Below are 16,922 nucleotides of genomic sequence, written 5' to 3' on the forward strand. Positions count from 1 at the left end.
TCAACAAATAGCGGAGTTGGGATAATCCCGAGATGAGCACCCCTGCCCACCCTGCCGACTGGCTCGACCCGCTGGCGCAACTCGACGCCGGCGGCGTACTGCCCGTCGAAGACTTCCTCACCTTCCGCGTGAACCAACTGTCGGCCGCCTTCGAGCGCCAATGGACGCGCTTCATGCGCGAACAGGCAGGCGTGAGCCTGAGCGAGTGGCGCATCCTGGCCATGCTCAAGGACGGCTCGTCCACCTTCGCGCGCCTGGTCGACGGCACCGGCGTCAATCGCGCGCTGCTGCATCGCTCCGCGCGCGCATTGGAAGCGCTGAATCTGGTCACGATCACGGACACGCCCGGCGATGCCCGCAGCACCACGCTCACCCTGACCGGCGCCGGCAAGAAACTTCTCGCGAAAGTGCTGCCCCTGGCGCTCGAGCGCCAACGGCATTTGCTGGGCGTGCTCAGCCCCGACGAACGCCAAACGCTGTACCGCGTGATCGGCAAACTGCGGGATGCCGCCCTGGACTGGGATACGGCGCGATAAGGCCCCGCCGCGCACGGCGCGCGGCGCGCCGACAGCCCCCCCCCGGCGCACGCGCGCCGCCTGGTTCACGCACGCATTGCGCGTACAATCGGGAGCTGTCTTGCTTGACCGGTTGCGGCAGCGATTCGGGCCCCTTTCCCGGCGCCCTCAAGGCGCTCAGCCCCTGAGGTCCTGCGCCAGGCCGGCTTGGCCGCGGGGCGGGTTCAAACCGAGGCCACGCACGCCTTGCGTGCCTCGCTGCTGGGTGGTCAACCGTGCGAAGCCCGCGGCCACGCCCTACCCGCCGGCCTGTTGGCCCAGGCCCCGCTCAAGACGGGTCTGTGAGCACGCCGTGGCACGCGGACAAGCCAGGCAGCAAGATCACGTCAAGAGGCGATCAAGGATCCCGTCAGTTGTTGAATTCAATGAATAAATCAGATCACTCTGCGCACACGCCCATGATGCAGCAATACCTGCGCCTCAAAGCCGAGGCCGGGCAGTTGCTGCTGTTCTATCGCATGGGCGACTTCTATGAGATGTTCTACGAAGACGCGGAAAAAGCCGCGCGCCTGTTGAATGTCACGCTCACCAAGCGCGGCACGTCCAACGGCGCGCCGATCCCGATGGCAGGCGTGCCGGTGCATGCCATGGAGCAGTATCTGGCCCGTTTGGTGGCGCTGGGCGAGTCGGTGGCCATCTGCGAGCAGATCGGCGACCCCGCGGCCGCCAAAGGCCCGGTCGAGCGCCGCATCGTGCGCATCGTCACCCCCGGCACCCTGACGGATGATGCCTTGTTGCCGGCCAAGGCCGATCGCGCCCTGGCGGCCGTGTGCCTGGCGGGCAAGCGAGACCCGCGTGCCGGCATCGCCTGGCTCAACCTGGCCAGCGGCGAATTCCACCTTACCGAATGCGCTCCCACGCAATTGGATTCCGAACTGCACCGCATCGGGCCGGCCGAGCTTATCTATGCCGACAGTACGGAGTTGGATACGAGCTTTAGCGGCGCCCGTGCGCGCGTGCCGGACTGGCATTTCGAGGCCGATGGCGCGCGCGCGCATCTGCTGGCCCACTTCCAGACCGACTCGCTGGCCGGTTTCGACGTCGAAGACATGCCGGTGGCAGTGTGCGCGGCCGGCGCCTTGCTGCGCTATGCGGCGCGCACGCAGTCGCAGGCCCTGGCCCATGTGCAGACCCTCAGCGCCGAACGCGCCGGCCAATATGTGCTGATGGACCCGGTCACCCGCCGCAATCTGGAACTCACGCAGACCCTGTCGGGCGAAGACGCCCCGACGCTGTTCTCGCTCCTGGACGATTGCCGCACCCCCATGGGCAGCCGGTTGCTGCGCCGCTGGCTGCATCATCCGCTGCGCGAGAATGCGCCCGTGGCGGCGCGCCAGCAAGCCATCTCCACCCTGCTCTCGGCACGCCTGGACATGGCACAGACTTTCGGCGCGGCCGGCTTGCTGGAATCCCTGCGCACGGCGCTGGGCGCCTTCCCGGATATCGAGCGCATTGCCGCGCGCCTGGCCTTGCGTTCGGTCCGCCCGCGGGAGCTGGCCAGTCTGCGTGACGCCCTGGCCACCTTGCCGCACTTGCACCAGCTGGTGGCGCCGCTGGCCGAATCGCCGCGCCTGGCCGACCTCGCCCGGCAGCTCACGCTGGACCCCGGCATCGCCGATCTGCTGGTGCGCGCCATCGCTCAGGAGCCCGCCCTGGCGCTGCGCGATGGCGGCGTCATCGCCACCGGCTTCGATGCCGAGTTGGACGAGCTGCGCGTGCTGGCCGCCGACAGCGGCGAGTTCCTGCTGCAACTGGAGGCCCGGGAGCGCGAGCGCACCGGCATCTCCAATCTGCGCGTGGAGTTCAACCGCGTCCACGGCTTTTACATCGAAGTCTCCAAAGGCCAGGCCGAGAAAGTCCCCACGGACTACCGCCGCCGCCAGACGCTGAAAAACGCCGAGCGCTACATCACACCCGAGCTCAAAAGCTGGGAGGACAAAGTCCTGTCGGCGCAGGATCGCTCACTGGCCCGCGAAAAATGGCTGTTCGAACAAGTGCTCGACGCCCTGGCCGGCTACGTCCGCCCCTTGGCGGATGCGGCGGCCGCCCTGGCCGAGCTGGATGCGCTGGGCAGTCTGGCCGAACATGCCCGCCGCCACGAGTGGGTCGCCCCGGATCTGCTCGACACCGCCGAAATCGACATCGAGGCCGGCCGTCACCCCGTGGTCGAGCACGCCATCGAACGCTTCACCCCGAATCACTGCCGCTTGGACGCCACTCGCCGCATGCTGCTGATTACCGGCCCGAACATGGGCGGTAAGTCCACCTATATGCGGCAGATTGCCCTGATCGCGCTCCTGGCGCGCACCGGCAGCTTCGTGCCCGCCCGGCGAGCCCGCGTGGGCAGGATAGACCGTATCTTCACCCGCATCGGCGCGGCGGACGATCTGGCCGGCGGACGCTCCACCTTCATGATGGAAATGACCGAGGCCGCCGCCATCCTGGCAGCCAGCACGCCCAATAGCCTGGTGCTGATGGATGAGATCGGCCGTGGCACCTCCACTTACGATGGCCTGGCCCTGGCCTGGGCCATCGCCCTGCGGCTGGTGACCCACAATCGTGCGCTCACGCTGTTCGCGACGCACTACTTCGAACTGACCCGCCTGCCCTCGGAACAGCCCACGGCGGCCAATGTGCACCTGGCCGCCGCCGAATCGGCCGCCGGCATCGTCTTTCTGCATGAAGTGCGCGAAGGCCCGGCCAGCCGCAGCTACGGCATCCAGGTGGCCCAACGCGCCGGCATTCCCGCGGCGGTCATCCGGCACGCCACGCGCGAACTCGAACGCCTCGAAGCGCAGGGCGCGCCCACGCCGCAGCTGGGGCTGTTCTCGGCAGCCCTGGACGCCGACGCCCACAGCCAGGCTCAGGCAGACCGCGACGAGGACAGCGCCGCCCTGGTCGCCCTGCACGATGCCCTGACCGATATCGATCCCGACAGTCTGACGCCGCGCGAAGCGCTGGACGCCCTCTACCGCCTCAAGGCCCTGCAATGACACTCGACCAGCCTCTCGCCCTGCTCGGCGGCCTCTCTCCCGACGATTTCATGCGCCGCTATTGGCAGCGCAAACCGTTGTTGATCCGCCAGGCCATTCCGGGATTCAAGCCTCCCGAGAGCATCGCCGCGCTGAAAAAACTCGCTCGCCGCGACGATGTCGAGTCGCGGCTGATCTGGCGCGAACAGGGCCAATGGCAGATGGAAACCGGACCCTTCGCGCGCCTGCCCAAGGCCAGCGAACCCGACTGGACCTTGCTGGTGCAAAGCGTGGATCTGCACAGCGATGCCGCGGCCGAACTCATGCACCGCTTCCGCTTCGTGCCCGATGCGCGCCTGGACGATCTGATGGTCAGCATCGCCTCCGACGGCGGCGGTGTGGGTCCGCACTTCGACAGCTATGACGTCTTTCTGTTGCAGGCCGCCGGCAAACGCCGCTGGCGCTATGGCCGGCAGAAAGACCTCTCCCTCGAGCCCGACCTGCCGCTGAAGATACTCAGCCATTTCGAGCCCGAGCACGACGCCGTGCTCGAACCCGGCGACATGCTCTATTTGCCGCCTCAGGCCGCGCATGACGGCGTGGCGCTGGGCGATGACTGCATGACGATTTCCATAGGTTTTCGGGCGCCCACTCAGGCGGCGCTGGCCCGCGGTTTGCTGGAAGCCGCCGCGGATCAAGCCATGGCGCGGATCGGCCTACTGGGCGGCCCTTATGGCGAACCCGCCCTGCCCGGCCCCAAGCTTGACGGCCTGTACCGCGACCCGGGCCAGCCCGCCACGCGGCATCCCGCGGCCCTGCCCGATGCGCTGGTGCAAGCCACCCTCGACACCTTATCCAAGCTGCGCTTTGACGACGCGCTGGCGGCGCGCTTTCTCGGTTGCTGGCTGACCGAACCCAGCCAGCTCGCGGTCTTCGAGGGGGCCGAGAATCCGCAAGATCTGGAAGACAGCTGGCCGGCCGCCGGCCGTCTGGTGCTGGACCGCCGCAGCCGCATGCTCTATCGCGGCAAGCAACTGTTCATCAACGGCGAAACGGCCATGACCCCCGCCGACGCGGCGCTCAAGCAATTGGCCGACGCCCGGGTGCTGGAATGCGCCGACCCGCGCTGCAAAAAGCTTTCCGAAGAGGCCCGCAGCTGCCTGGCGGATTGGCTCGATTCGGGCTGGCTGCATTACCGGCCGTAACCCTGCCATGCCCACGGCCCCGCCGCCGCCCTGCGCGGGGCCAATTTCGCCCGCCCAATGCCCCGCCTTGCAACAATTAGACAGGGAATACACATAACCGCAAGCCCTGTTGCAATTGGGATGCCACCGCTTTAATTTCCACACCCAAGCGCCTGACAGATTCCTGTAGCCTGGATTCTGGTTTCCCCTAATACCCAAGGGATCCACCACAATCCCACAAACAGGAGTCTCGATATGATGAGCAAAACCCTGATCGTCGCTTCGGTGTTGGCCGTGGCTTTGTCTGCGTGCAACAAGAAGGAAGAGCCCGCCGCGCCGGCCGCCACGCCGGCCCCCACTTCGCCCGCCCCCTCGCAGTCGGCCCCGAGCACCAGCCCGGCCCCGAGCACGAGCCCGGCTCCGGCTGACAGCGCCCCCGGCACGACCCCGGGCACCGGCTCGACGACGCCCAGCGGTGGCGCTACCACCCCGGCATCCTGATCGCCTCAGCGAGACAAAAAAAACGGCCTTCCATCGGAAGGCCGTTTTTCTTGGGGCGTCAGGACTTACATCTTGTCCTTGAGCACGCTCAGCAGACGTTGCGCGGTCGCGCTGTTGTCTCGCTGGCCATTGGCATCGAGCACCGTGACCTGCGTCTGATCCCCCGCGCCCGCCACATGGATGCGGTACTGGGCAGCAGCGGCCTTCTTGTCGCCGCCGAACAGACGGCTGAAGAAGCCAGGTTCGTCATTCTTCAGGCCCGTGTCGCTGTCGACGTAGCGCACGAAGTAGTCACCGGCGCTGCGATCACGATCGTCCACGGCAAAGCCGCCGGAATCCAGCGCGACGCCCACACGGCGCCAGGCGCGGTCGAAGGACTCCGCGACCACCAGCATCGCGCCTTCGGCACGCACGCTTTGCTCCACGGCGGGACGCTGGGGCGAAGCTTCGGCTTGTGCGACCAATTTACGCGCGGCGTCCACATCGGTGCCCAGATAGACCATCAGGCGAGCCAGCATGGCGGCGTTCAGACCGGGGTCTTCCTTGCCGTTGGTCCATTGCACCTGGGCACCATCGGGGCCGGTGCGCTTTTCGAGCATCTGCGAATGGCTGATGAAGATCTCGGTATGGCCATTGACGCGCTCGACGCGGGTGCGGAATTTCTCGCGTTCGCCGCTATCCCATGCCGTTTCCAGCACGGCGCCCAGCAACTGGCGCAGCCAGCTTTCCGGGATCTTGGCGCGGTTTTCCGCCCACTCGGTCTCGATCAGGCCCGAGCGCGGGTCGTTGGTCGCCACGGTAAAGCCCGTGTCGGTCCAGAAATCGACCACCTTGGGGAAAATCTGCTCAGGCGGACGCTGCACCACGAGCCAGCGCAGATTGCCATCGCGCTCGACCTTCATATCATCACGCTGCGGCAGCACATTGGTGTTCTGCGGGGCCGAGACAACCTGTTGACCTTGCGCCTGATACTGAGAGAAGGTGGTCGAACCCGAAGCCGGCGCCTTGTAGCGCGGATCGGCGTTGGCCTGCGTCAGATCTGGCGGAATGGAGAGCGGTTCGCCGCGGCGAGTGCTCTTGTAGTCAATGGATTCATCATTGCCCATGAGCTGGTTGATGTCATTGCAACCAGACAACAACATCAGGGCCATCAATGCCGACATGCCGGCATGACGAGTATTCATACGCGTCCTCACGATATTTAAAGCAGACCCACTTCCTGGAGCGCGCGACGAACAGTGTCGTGATGCGCAGCCCCCAGTTCGACCAGCGGCAGGCGGTAGCCCAGCGCGCTGCGTCCCATTTGAGCCAGCGCCCATTTGACGGGGATAGGATTGGCCTCGACGAACAAGGCCTTGTTCAGACGGGCGAGATGCGCGTTAAGTTCACGGACACGGGGCACATCGCCGGCCTGGGCGGCGGCGCACAGCTGACTCATCAGCTTGGGCGCCACGTTCGCGGTCACGGAGATATTGCCTCGTGCACCCAACAGGATCAGGGCAGCAGCGGTGGGATCATCGCCGCTGAAAACCTGAAATGCCGCCGGAGCTTCACGCAGGAGCAAGGCACCACGGGCGATATCTCCCGTGGCATCCTTGATGCCGATCACGCCCGGCACCTGGGCCAGACGCAACACGGTATCGTTGGACATGTCGGCCACCGTTCGGCCGGGCACGTTATACAGAATGGTCGGCAGATCCACCGCTTCCTGAATGGCGCGGAAGTGCTGGTAGATGCCTTCCTGGGTAGGCTTGTTGTAGTAGGGCACCACCGACAGGCCCGCCTGGGCGCCCACGGCCTTGGCGTGACGCGCCAGATGAATGGCTTCGTCGGTCGAGTTGGCGCCCACGCCGGCGATGACCGGGATGCGGCCGGCCGCATGCTCCACGGCCACGCGGATCAACTCGGCGTGCTCTTCCATGGAGACGGTCGGCGACTCGCCCGTGGTGCCCACCACCACCAGCGCGTTCGTGCCTTCCTGGACATGCCAGTCGATCAACGCACGATAGGCGGTGTAGTCCAGGCTGCCGTCGGGCTGCATCGGGGTGACCAAGGCCACCATGCTGCCCTTGAAAGTAATGTCTGCGGTCGAAGCAGAGGATGCCATGATTTCGAGAGGCTCCTGACCCGGAACCCCATGCCCCAGGCGTCAATCTATTAAACCGGCGAGTTTACCGGATATTGAACAAAATCCTAGAGAAACCAGTTCACGATACTGGCGCCCAGGGAAAAGATCGGTTCCATCAATACCCACAGGACATCCGTCACCAGCAACAGCAGGACGATGACCAATCCGTAGGGTTCGATACGCGAATATTGCCAGGCCAGGCGATGCGGCAGCAGGCTAAAGAGGATGCGTCCGCCATCGAGCGGCAAAATAGGCAGCAGATTGAGCGCCATTAGCACCAGATTGACACTGATGCCGGCCTGAACCATCTCGTACCAGAAACTTTCTTCCAGTCCCATTTCGCGGTAGAGCCGGAAACAGAGCACCCACAGGATGGCCATCAGCAGGTTGGACGCCGGCCCGGCCAGCGCCACCCAGAGCATATCGCGCTTGGGATGGCGCAGACGTCCGAAATCAACTGGAACGGGTTTCGCCCAGCCGAACAGCAGTCCGCCCGCACCCAGCAGCTTGGAAGTCAACAAAATGACCACCGGCACCAGCAGTGTTCCCACCGGGTCGATGTGTTTGAGCGGATTCAAGGTCACCCGTCCGGCCTGCTGCGCGGTCGGGTCGCCGAACAGGCGCGCCACATAACCGTGCGCCGCCTCGTGCAGCGTGATGGCGAAAATAACGGGGATCGCGTAGACCGCGATGGTCTGAATGATGTCGTTCATGGCCGCGCCATTGTAGAGGCAGCCAGGCGCCGTGGCGCGTGCCGACGCAAATCAAACATTTTCGGGGACAAATTAAGCCCGGCCCGTCTCAGGACAGGCCCAGGGTCTGCGGGTCGCCGCGGCCACGCCGCAGCACGGCCGGCTCGTCACCGGTCAGATCGATCACGGTGGTCGGATGCTGCGCGCACGCCCCGGCGTCGATCACCGCGGCCAGCTCATGCGCGTAGCGCAAGCCGATATCCTCCGGATCGTTCAGGGCGTCTTCTTCGTCCCGGGGAATGAGCGTCGTCGACAACAGGGGCGCGCCGACCTGCTCCAGCAAGGCCAACGCGACCGCATGATCCGGCACCCGTATGCCTATGGTCTTGCGCGAGGGATGCGACACCCTGCGCGGCACCTCACGCGTGGCTTCGAGAATGAAGGTCCACGGCCCGGGCGTCGCCAGCTTGAGCAAGCGGTACTGGCGGTTGTCCACCTTGGCGAAATGGCCGATCTCGGCCAAGTCGCGGCACAGCAAAGTGAGGTGGTGGCGCTCGTCGAGCCCGCGCAAGCGGCGCAGCCGGTCGGCGGCGTCCTTGTCGTCCAGGCGGGCGACCACCGCGTAACTCGAATCCGTCGGGATGGCGACCAGGCCGCCGTCGCTGATCCACTGCGCGGCCTGCTTGAGCAGACGCGGCTGCGGGTTGTCGGGATGGATAGTCAGATGCAGAGCCATGGATTTATCCTACCATTAGTCCTGCGAACCGGCCATGCGGCCGGCAACGCCCAAGGAGAGCGCCATGCGCATGGATGATTCGCGCGAAAGTGAAAATATCGAAGACCGCCGCAGCCAGGGCCCCCGCCTGGGCAAGGGCAGCATCGGCCTGGGCACCGTGGTGCTCGCGCTGGTGGCCATGTATTTCGGGATCGACCCCTCGGTCGTGCTGCAAATGGCACAGGGCCCCGAGACCAGCCAACAGCAACAAGCGCCCGCGCCGCGCGCCGACGATCCCGCCAGCCGCTTCGTGGCGCGCGTGCTGGGCGAGACCGAGGACACCTGGAGCACGATCTTCCAACGCGACCTCAATCGCCAGTACGCCGCGCCGAAACTGGTGCTGTTCCGAGGCGCCACGCCCACGGCCTGCGGCACCGGGCAGGCGGCCATGGGGCCGTTTTACTGCCCGGCTGATCGCAAAGTCTATCTGGACCTGAGCTTTTTCGACGAGATGAAGCACAAGCTCAATGCGCCCGGCGAATTTGCCCAGGCCTATGTCATTGCCCATGAGGTCGGCCATCACGTGCAGAACCTGCTGGGCATCGCCGATCAGGTCGATCAGGCGCGCCGGCGCAATCCCGCGCAGGCCAATGCGCTTTCGGTCAGGATGGAGCTGCAAGCCGACTGCTTCGCGGGCCTGTGGGCACGCCGCGCCGACCAGGCGCGCCACATCCTCGAAAATGGCGATATCGAAGCCGGCCTGAACGCCGCCAGCGCCATCGGCGACGACACGCTGCAACGCAAATCCCAGGGTTACGTGGTGCCCGATGCCTTCACGCATGGCAGTTCCGCGCAGCGCGTGCGCTGGTTCAAGCGCGGTCTGGAATCGGGCGACCTGCGCCAATGCGACACCTTCGCGGCCAACCCGCTCTGAAACTTGTCGCCTGTACATAAAACCAGCATACTTTGCGGCTTGCCCTTAGCGCCGGTCTTTGCCCGGGCCGCGACCGGCTCGGCCCGGCTATCTTGTAAGATAGCGCCCCGCTTTAGGCGTCTTGCCGCGCGGCAGTGAGCGCTTTGCCGGGGCGCCGAAGCCTGGCCACGGCCGGCAGCGCAGGCGCGCCACCGCGGCGGCTCTGGCAGCCAGGCTGGCCGCCCAGGCCACAAGCCCCTGTGAGCGGCAACCCTGCGGACAACACCAGATCAGCCCGAAAGGCGGCGCAACGCCCCGAATCGGGCATACGCATTCATTCTTTTTTTCGCCCATGGCCAACAAAGTCGAACCCCTCATTACGCCGGACGAGGTCCAGGAGATCCTGGCCGAGCCGAAGGAAACCGTCAAACCGATTTCCTGGGTTCATCGGCCGCTTAACACCGCGGGAAATGCCGCGGCCGCCCTCTGGATGGAATTCGGCTCGCCCTGTAAGGTCAAGGGCGAAGTCCGCGAAGACGTCATCTTTCGCGTGTTTTATCGCAGCCCTCGCACCCGGGTGCATGGCCAGGCCGCCATCATGATGGGCGAGACCTTCAGCGCCAGTCTGTTCGTCGGCCCGCACCGCGTGTTTGGCGTGGACAGCGATGACAGCTTCCACAGCAGCCTGGTGGGCAATGGCCTGCCCAATTACCGCCGCGTGCTGGCTGACCGCAGCCACCAGCACATCTGGGTCGCCGAAGGCGAAGGCTATGCAGAACCCATCACGCCGGCGCTGAGCAGTATCTCCGCCCTCATCGAATACTTCCTGCCGCGCGCGAATCTGACGTTGGCAGGCGGCTTTGCCCATCCGCTGAAGGGCCGCCAAATCGAGTTGATCCTATGAGCAATTTCCTCGAAGCCTCCGGCTGGACGGTCATTCCAGCCGGCGAACGCGCCATACGCGCCATCGCCCCCATGACACTGGGCCTGGATGGGCAGCATGCTGCCTTCTTTATCGCCTACCCCGATGACGACAGCTTTTATTTGACCGACGCCGGCGAAACCGCCATGCATGCCGCTGTCTACGGGATCGAGCTGGTCGCCAAGCGCCTGGAAACCCTCAATCAGACGCCCGGCGTGACGCTGGCCAGTTTTGACGACGGCGGGGCCATCGTGGCCAGCGGCCCGAAAAGCCAATTGCAGGAAGCGCTCTGGGATGCGGTCAAACTGGCCATGGCGTTGTCCTTCCAGTGCGCCAAATGGATGCCCAAATTCAGCCGTCTGCGCTTTCGTGCCCAGGTCGGCCGCGCCCTGCTCGACGCCCTGGATGCAAACCGCTTGATCAAAGGCGCACGGGCTCAAGGCAGCAGCGGCCATGCGGCAGACTTTGCCTTTGCCGTGCGTGCCGAGCAGAACAACTCGGTGACCTACATCGAACCGATTGCCCTGAAAGCCGGCAAGAAGGTCGACTGGACGCAGGTCTATCAAACCCACGGAAAAATGTCGGACGTGAAAATGGCCGATGCGCGCAACGCACGCATGGTTATCCTGGAAGACGGCGCTTCCACCGAAGAGTTCAAGAAAGCGACGGCTATTCTCGAGCAATCCGCCGTGGTGCGCACGCTGAACCGCACGCGCAACTGGGCCGAATTGTTCGCGGGCTGAGGCCTAGCCGGCGCGCGGCATGTTGATCAGGCCGTCGACGATCTCGCGGCCATGCGTGATTGCGGCGTGCACAGCCTCTCTGGGGCTGTACACGCTGGACCCTTCCGCAAAGTAGGGCACCGGATACTCATCACCTTCGTCGTGAATGGAATCCGCCTGAACCACGACGACGGTCGCAGTAAACAACGGGCCACTGGCGGCTGGACTTACCTCGCGCGCCACCTTGGCCGTCAGGCGGTATCCCTTGTAAACCGAGTTGTTTGCTAGCACTGGGACACCCTCTCTGGCCATGAGCATACCGCGTATCTTTTGCTCAGAAGCGATATATTTTGTAATTGATGTGGACTCTGGATACAAGTGCGAAAGGCTTGCCGGGCCCTATTGCCGCAGCCCGGCCAGCCGCCTCAACCCGGCAAAGCGTCGAGCACGCGGGCCGAGTACACCAGTGCGGCGCCCGCATTGAGCGCCACCGCCACACCTAGCGCTTCGGCGACCTCTTCCTTGCTTGCGCCCGCATGCGCGGCCTGCGCCGCGTGAACGGCGATGCAACCGTCACAGCGCGTCGTGACAGCCACGGCCAGTGCAATCAGCTCACGGGTCTTGGCATCGAGATGCGCGGTTTTTTGCCGCCGGCGCCGGCCAGCGCTTGATAGCCGCTCAGCGTCTCGGGCGACAGCACACCCAACTCGCCGATACGGGTCTTCAGCTCCTTACGATAGTTGTCCCAATCGAGCATGGCATTTCCTTTTGAATCAGGGATGCCGCACGCGCGAGCGCGTCCGGCATCTGCCATTCTGCAAGCCGCAGATCATCCTTCAAATAGAAGTTTTGCTCATTTTCGGTCTGCCGCTGTGCTGACCGGAACCAAATCCGCGGCGCCGGCAGGCCAACCCTACAGCGCGGGCGACTCGCTCGCCTGCGCCGGCCGCCGCCGGCGCCAGAACAACGCCTTGCTGGGCAGAATCAGCAACGCCGCGGCCACGATGCTCACGGACGACACCATGACGCCGGGCCTGGCCTGCGTCTGCACATAAACCTGCCCGGCCCACACCAGCGCGGTTGCCAGCGCACCTGAAAGCGCCCGCAACACCAACATGGCGGAAAAACTCGCCCTCATCCGTCCGACTTGCGGCCGCAGCCAGCAGACCAGCGCCAAAGCCAGGCGCTCGAAGAGCACGGCCAACAGCCAAATGACCAGAAACTTGCCAATGACGTCCGCCAGCATATTGGATGGCCCCCAGCGCGTGTCGTCCAGCGCCTGGGAAATCAGGGCCACGCAAGCCACCCAGACGAGAAGTTTCAGCGCCAGCGCGGCAAGCCTGCCTGCCCGGGCCAGCAACGGCCGGCTCGCCCTGCCCCATTGCGTCGCGGCCCTCCTGCGATGCGCGGCCTTAAGCTGAGCCACACGCAGTTTGACGTACTCGAGCCGCTGGGCGGGGCCCGTATCGCTGCCTTGCGCCTTGACCCAAGCCTGGGCAAGCAGCTCGGCGTCTGCCGCGCCGCTGTCAAACTCCTGCATGGCTATCTGATAGAAATCGGCCTCACCCATCACAGCTCCAAATGCGCTTTGTTTTTCGTCGTTGCGCATCACGGGCGCAATACCGGCGGCCGGTCTGATTCAGGCCCGCAGGCATTCTAGGCCTGAACACCAGCCCGATGCGCAAAAGGAGCACGAAAAAAAGGCACGCCTATTCGGGCGTGCCTTTTTTCCTGCTATTCGGTGGGGTGGCTGATGGGGCTCGAACCCACGACAACCGGAATCACAATCCGGGACTCTACCAACTGAGCTACAGCCACCGCTGCAAAGAAGAAGAATTCTAGCACGAAAATTAAATAGTGTGCCAATCACTTTTACCGCGCCGCCAGGATTGCTATCCTTGCGCCCTAATAAGGGTCGCGCGGGGCGACACCAGCCATTGGAAGGCGCATGGAGCATTTCGACGAACTTCTGAGTCAATACTGGCCGCATCTGGTCCTAGCCATCAGCATCATCGCCGGCACCGTGGCCGCCGTCCATGCGGCCATGACCAAACAGGATGTTCGGGCCGCCATCGCCTGGGTGGGCGTAGCCATGTTCTCGCCCATTTTCGGGGCGCTACTGTATTTCGTGGCCGGCATCAATCGCATCCGGCGCAGCATGGTTTCACAACAGCGCGACGAAGCCGCGCTGGCCAACGTGGATCTGCTCAGCGCCGCCACGCTCGGCGACGTGGTCCCGCACAGCGCGGCCCAGTTTGCTTCCCTGCGCACCTTGGGAGACCAACTGAGCTACTTCCAACTGCTGGGCGGCAACCACGTCCGGCCGCTGGACGGCGGGGATGAAACCTACCCGGCCATGCTGGCGGCGATCCGCCAGGCCCAGCACTGCATCGCCATGCAAAGCTATATCTTCGACAACGACCCCATCGGCCGCGAAATCGCCGATGCCTTGATCGAAGCCCATGCGCGTGGCGTGCAAGTGCGCGTACTGATCGATGCCGTGGGCAGCCGCTACTCGCATCCGCCCATCGTGCGCAGGCTGGTCAAAGGCGGCGTGCCGACAGCCCGCTTCATGACCAATCCCCTTGGCGTGCTGCGCATGCCCTACGCCAATCTGCGCAGCCACCGCAAAATCCTGGTGGCCGACGGCTGCTACGGCCTGACCGGCGGCATGAATGTCCGCGCCGCCTTCGTCTCGGCCCTGTCCGGCGCGCAGACCAATCGCGACACCCATTTCGAGCTGCGCGGCCCGGTGGTGGGCCAACTGATGTCCGTTTTCGCGCATGACTGGAACTTCACCACCCATGAAACCCTGGCGGGCGAACCGTGGTTCTGCGCCAAGCTCACCGAGCCGGCCGGCACGGTGCCGGTGCGTTGCGTGGCCTCGGGCCCGGACCGCGCCCTGGGGAATAACCAGAACGTGCTGCTGGGCGCGCTGGCGGTAGCGCAACAGCACGTCCGTATTCAATCCCCGTATTTTCTGCCCGACCAGACCCTGATCGGCGCCCTGGCCACCGCAGCGCGCCGCGGAGTCGTGGTCGATATCGTCATCCCCGACAAGAACAACCTGCGCCTGGTCGACTACGCCATGCAGGCACAACTCGACCAGGTGGTGCGCACGGGCTGCCGCGTCTGGCGCGCGGGCGGCGCCTTCGACCACTCCAAGCTGATGACGGTCGACGGCGTCTGGTCATACGTAGGGTCGTCCAACCTCGACCCGCGCAGCCTGCGTCTGAACTTCGAACTGGATACCGAAATCTACGACGCCGAACTGGCGCGGTGGGTGGCGGCCCGCATCGATACCCGCGTGGCCGAAGGCCAGCGCGTGACGCTGCAATCGCTGTACGAGCGCCCCTTTGCCACCCGGCTGCGCAACAAACTCATCTGGCTGGCCACGCCCTACCTCTAGCCCTGTTTCTGGCGAGCAAAGCCATGCAGGCTTTGCTCGCCATTGCCGTGTCCGGCCGCGTCATCGCGCGCACTCAGTCGGCTTGATAGCGGCTGACCTCGATGCCCGTACCCACGGGCAGCAAGACGCTGCGCATGCCCGGCTTGGCGCGCACCGCCTTGGCGTACGCTTTCACGCCCTCGGTGTCCGGCCGGAGCATGTTATCGGCCACGATGATCGCTCCCGGACTCAACTTGGGATAGAAGGCTTCCAGGCAAGGCGCGTACATGTCCTTCCAAAGATCCACGAACACGAAGTCAAACTTGCCCGGCAGGGCCGCGATCAGCGCCAGCGCGTCGCCAATCTGGAAATCCACGTAGTCGGCCAGACCGGCCTTGGCCGCCATGTCGCGGGCGTAGTGCGATTTATAGGCATGCAACTCGGTGGTGATGACGCGTCCGCCCGTGGCGCGTGCCGCTTCGGCCAGCCAGATGCCGGAATAGCCGAACGAGGTGCCCAGCTCCAGCACCCGCGGCTCGTGCAGGCTCTTGACCAGGATGTTCAACAGTTGGCCAGTCTCGGGGCCGATGGCCCGCATGCGCTGATCCTGGCCGCCATCGCGCCCGCCCGGCGGCTCGACGCGCGGAGCCGCCCGCTCCTCATCCATGCGTGTCTCATACTGCTGCAAAACCTGCGTAATCCTGGCATCCATATCGCACCACCTCCGAAGACTAGACCCGCCTATCTGACCACGATCCGGACGGGTTCGCCCAGCCAGCCGGGAAATATTTGTAATATGCGCGGGCTGTGACGACGATCCTGCCGCCCGGCGTCCTGCCCGGGCTGCTTCGTGCCCCCTCCCCCTCCGCCAGGCAGCCACCCTGTACGCTATTGTCCCTTCCATGATGACTTTGATCTCGACGCGCCATTGGTACCTCATCCACAAGTGGTCCAGCCTCGTCTGCACGGTGTTCCTGTTACTGCTGTGCGTGACGGGCCTGCCGCTGATCTTCAAGGATGAAATCGAGGATCTGGTCAGCAATCAGGCACCGTATGCCGAAGCGGCTGCCGATGCGCCCCGCATCAGCTTGGACGTCCTGGCCGACGCGGCCCGCGCGCGCTATCCCGGCCAGATCATCACGTCCATGCTGATCGATGACGACGAACCGCAGATCATCGTCTACATGACCCAATCGTGGGACACCTTCATCGGCGGCGGCTCGAAGAACCACTCCCTCCGCTTCGATGCCCACACCGGGGCGGTGCTGCATGACTCGACCGCGCCGCCCGAAACCGGGGCGGCCTTCATGAAAGTCGTTCGCGATCTGCATACCGATCTCTTCGTCCACCTGCCCGGCGCTCTTTTTCTGGCAGCCATGGGTCTGCTCTTTGTCGTGGCCATCGTGTCGGGCGTCGTGCTCTACGGCCCTTTCATGCGCAAACTCGATTTCGGCACGGTGCGCAAGGATCGGTCGCGGCGGCTGCGCTGGCTAGATCTGCACAATCTGTTGGGCATTGTGCTGACCGTCTGGATGACCGTGGTGGGCGCCACGGGCATCATGAACGAACTGTCCACGCCCTTGTTCCAGTACTGGAATCGCACCGAAGTCCAGGCTATGCTGGTGCCGTACAAGAACCAGCCTGCCCCTGCCCAGGAGCGCTGGCACTCGCCGCAAGCGGCCTTCACGACGACCGTGCAGGCCATGCCCGGGATGACCGTCATGCTGCTCTTTCCCCCCGGCAACCCTTTCGGCAGCCCCTATCACTACCTGGCCTGGGCCAAAGGCGAGACGCCGCTGACCTCGCGGCTCTTCACCCCCGTGCTCATTGACGCCAGCACGGGACAGATCACCGACAAGGTGAAAATGCCGCTCTATCTACGCCTGCTGGAAGTCTCGCGCCCTCTGCATTTCGGTGATTACGGCGGTATGCCGCTGAAAATCCTCTGGGTGCTGCTGGACCTGGCCACGATCGTTGTACTGTGCAGCGGCCTGTACCTTTGGATCAAACGGCGCGAGGGCCAACAGCGCCACCGCCACAGCCTCGCCCAGCGGGACGAGGCGCCCGGCCATACCGCCGACTAGGCGGACCCGGCGGAATGCAGCGCGTATGCCACGGTTCTGGATAATGCGGATTGCCCGTCATGTCGCACAAATGTTAAAAAGGCAATGATAATTATTACCATTAGTACGTCCGGCGCAGCGTTTGCG

At 64.7% G+C, this 16,922-nt stretch carries 16 protein-coding genes, 1 tRNA gene and 1 pseudogene; 9 read left to right on the forward strand and 9 right to left on the reverse strand.

Annotated elements, in window-relative coordinates; translation table 11 throughout:
- Positions 1–32: 32 nt before the first annotated feature.
- The 4 genes from CAL22_RS15785 (at position 33) to CAL22_RS21230 (ending at position 5,232) form a co-directional block, all read left to right on the forward strand.
- A complete protein-coding gene (locus tag CAL22_RS15785; protein WP_094814855.1) occupies positions 33–536 on the forward strand; it encodes a MarR family winged helix-turn-helix transcriptional regulator in 504 nt (167 codons plus the stop codon).
- 404 nt (positions 537–940) lie between these two features.
- Positions 941–3,568, forward strand: a complete 2,628-nt coding sequence (mutS, locus tag CAL22_RS15790) for a DNA mismatch repair protein MutS (protein ID WP_432264307.1) — start codon at positions 941–943, stop codon at positions 3,566–3,568.
- On the forward strand, positions 3,565–4,752 hold the full coding sequence (locus CAL22_RS15795; protein WP_094814859.1) for a cupin domain-containing protein: 1,188 nt from the start codon (positions 3,565–3,567) through the stop codon (positions 4,750–4,752). The genes mutS and CAL22_RS15795 overlap by 4 nt, the downstream gene beginning before the upstream one ends.
- A 234-nt stretch (positions 4,753–4,986) precedes the next feature.
- Positions 4,987–5,232, forward strand: a complete 246-nt coding sequence (locus CAL22_RS21230) for an endopeptidase (RefSeq protein ID WP_208622016.1) — start codon at positions 4,987–4,989, stop codon at positions 5,230–5,232.
- Positions 5,233–5,297: 65 nt separating this feature from the next.
- Here CAL22_RS21230 and bamC read toward each other — a convergent pair whose 3' ends face one another.
- The 4 genes from bamC to CAL22_RS15820 form a co-directional block, all read right to left on the reverse strand.
- Positions 5,298–6,416, reverse strand: a complete 1,119-nt coding sequence (gene bamC / locus CAL22_RS15805; RefSeq protein WP_094814861.1) for an outer membrane protein assembly factor BamC — start codon at positions 6,414–6,416, stop codon at positions 5,298–5,300.
- Positions 6,417–6,433: 17 nt separating this feature from the next.
- A complete protein-coding gene (gene dapA / locus CAL22_RS15810) occupies positions 6,434–7,339 on the reverse strand; it encodes a 4-hydroxy-tetrahydrodipicolinate synthase (protein ID WP_094814863.1) in 906 nt (301 codons plus the stop codon).
- An 86-nt stretch (positions 7,340–7,425) separates the two neighbouring features.
- Positions 7,426–8,073, reverse strand: coding sequence for a site-2 protease family protein (locus CAL22_RS15815; protein ID WP_094814865.1), 648 nt, complete (start codon positions 8,071–8,073; stop codon positions 7,426–7,428).
- An 88-nt stretch (positions 8,074–8,161) separates the two neighbouring features.
- A complete protein-coding gene (locus CAL22_RS15820) occupies positions 8,162–8,788 on the reverse strand; it encodes an L-threonylcarbamoyladenylate synthase (RefSeq protein ID WP_094814867.1) in 627 nt (208 codons plus the stop codon).
- Between the two features lie 64 nt (positions 8,789–8,852).
- Between CAL22_RS15820 and ypfJ the strand changes: the two genes are divergently transcribed.
- From ypfJ to CAL22_RS15835, 3 genes are all read left to right on the forward strand, one after another.
- Positions 8,853–9,701, forward strand: a complete 849-nt coding sequence (ypfJ, locus tag CAL22_RS15825; protein ID WP_167383657.1) for a KPN_02809 family neutral zinc metallopeptidase — start codon at positions 8,853–8,855, stop codon at positions 9,699–9,701.
- A 331-nt stretch (positions 9,702–10,032) separates the two neighbouring features.
- The gene (locus CAL22_RS15830; RefSeq protein ID WP_094814869.1) at positions 10,033–10,584 is read left to right on the forward strand and encodes a hypothetical protein; all 552 of its coding nucleotides are present in this window, start codon (positions 10,033–10,035) and stop codon (positions 10,582–10,584) included.
- Complete coding sequence (locus CAL22_RS15835) at positions 10,581–11,345, forward strand: DUF1828 domain-containing protein (RefSeq protein WP_094814871.1); 765 nt, start codon at positions 10,581–10,583, stop codon at positions 11,343–11,345. The genes CAL22_RS15830 and CAL22_RS15835 overlap by 4 nt, the downstream gene beginning before the upstream one ends.
- 3 nt (positions 11,346–11,348) lie before the next feature.
- Here the strand turns inward: CAL22_RS15835 and CAL22_RS15840 are convergent, their stop codons facing one another.
- From CAL22_RS15840 to CAL22_RS15855, 4 genes and pseudogenes are all read right to left on the reverse strand, one after another.
- A complete protein-coding gene (locus CAL22_RS15840) occupies positions 11,349–11,642 on the reverse strand; it encodes a hypothetical protein (RefSeq protein WP_167383658.1) in 294 nt (97 codons plus the stop codon).
- Between the two features lie 107 nt (positions 11,643–11,749).
- Positions 11,750–12,081, reverse strand: a pseudogene (locus CAL22_RS15845) (carboxymuconolactone decarboxylase family protein).
- A 156-nt stretch (positions 12,082–12,237) separates the two neighbouring features.
- The gene (locus CAL22_RS15850) at positions 12,238–12,894 is read right to left on the reverse strand and encodes a hypothetical protein (protein WP_143276979.1); all 657 of its coding nucleotides are present in this window, start codon (positions 12,892–12,894) and stop codon (positions 12,238–12,240) included.
- Positions 12,895–13,066: 172 nt separating this feature from the next.
- A tRNA-His gene (locus CAL22_RS15855) sits at positions 13,067–13,142 on the reverse strand.
- 130 nt (positions 13,143–13,272) lie between these two features.
- On the opposite strand from CAL22_RS15855, the gene cls reads away from it, so the two are divergent.
- Positions 13,273–14,733, forward strand: coding sequence for a cardiolipin synthase (gene cls / locus CAL22_RS15860; protein ID WP_094814875.1), 1,461 nt, complete (start codon positions 13,273–13,275; stop codon positions 14,731–14,733).
- Positions 14,734–14,806: 73 nt separating this feature from the next.
- Here the strand turns inward: cls and CAL22_RS15865 are convergent, their stop codons facing one another.
- Positions 14,807–15,424, reverse strand: coding sequence for an O-methyltransferase (locus tag CAL22_RS15865; protein WP_094814877.1), 618 nt, complete (start codon positions 15,422–15,424; stop codon positions 14,807–14,809).
- A 190-nt stretch (positions 15,425–15,614) separates the two neighbouring features.
- On the opposite strand from CAL22_RS15865, the gene CAL22_RS15870 reads away from it, so the two are divergent.
- Positions 15,615–16,796, forward strand: coding sequence for a PepSY-associated TM helix domain-containing protein (locus CAL22_RS15870; protein ID WP_094814879.1), 1,182 nt, complete (start codon positions 15,615–15,617; stop codon positions 16,794–16,796).
- The last annotated feature ends 126 nt before the right edge of the window (positions 16,797–16,922 follow it).

The sequence above is a fragment of the Bordetella genomosp. 12 genome (genome assembly GCF_002261355.1).
Lineage (GTDB): Bacteria > Pseudomonadota > Gammaproteobacteria > Burkholderiales > Burkholderiaceae_B > Bordetella.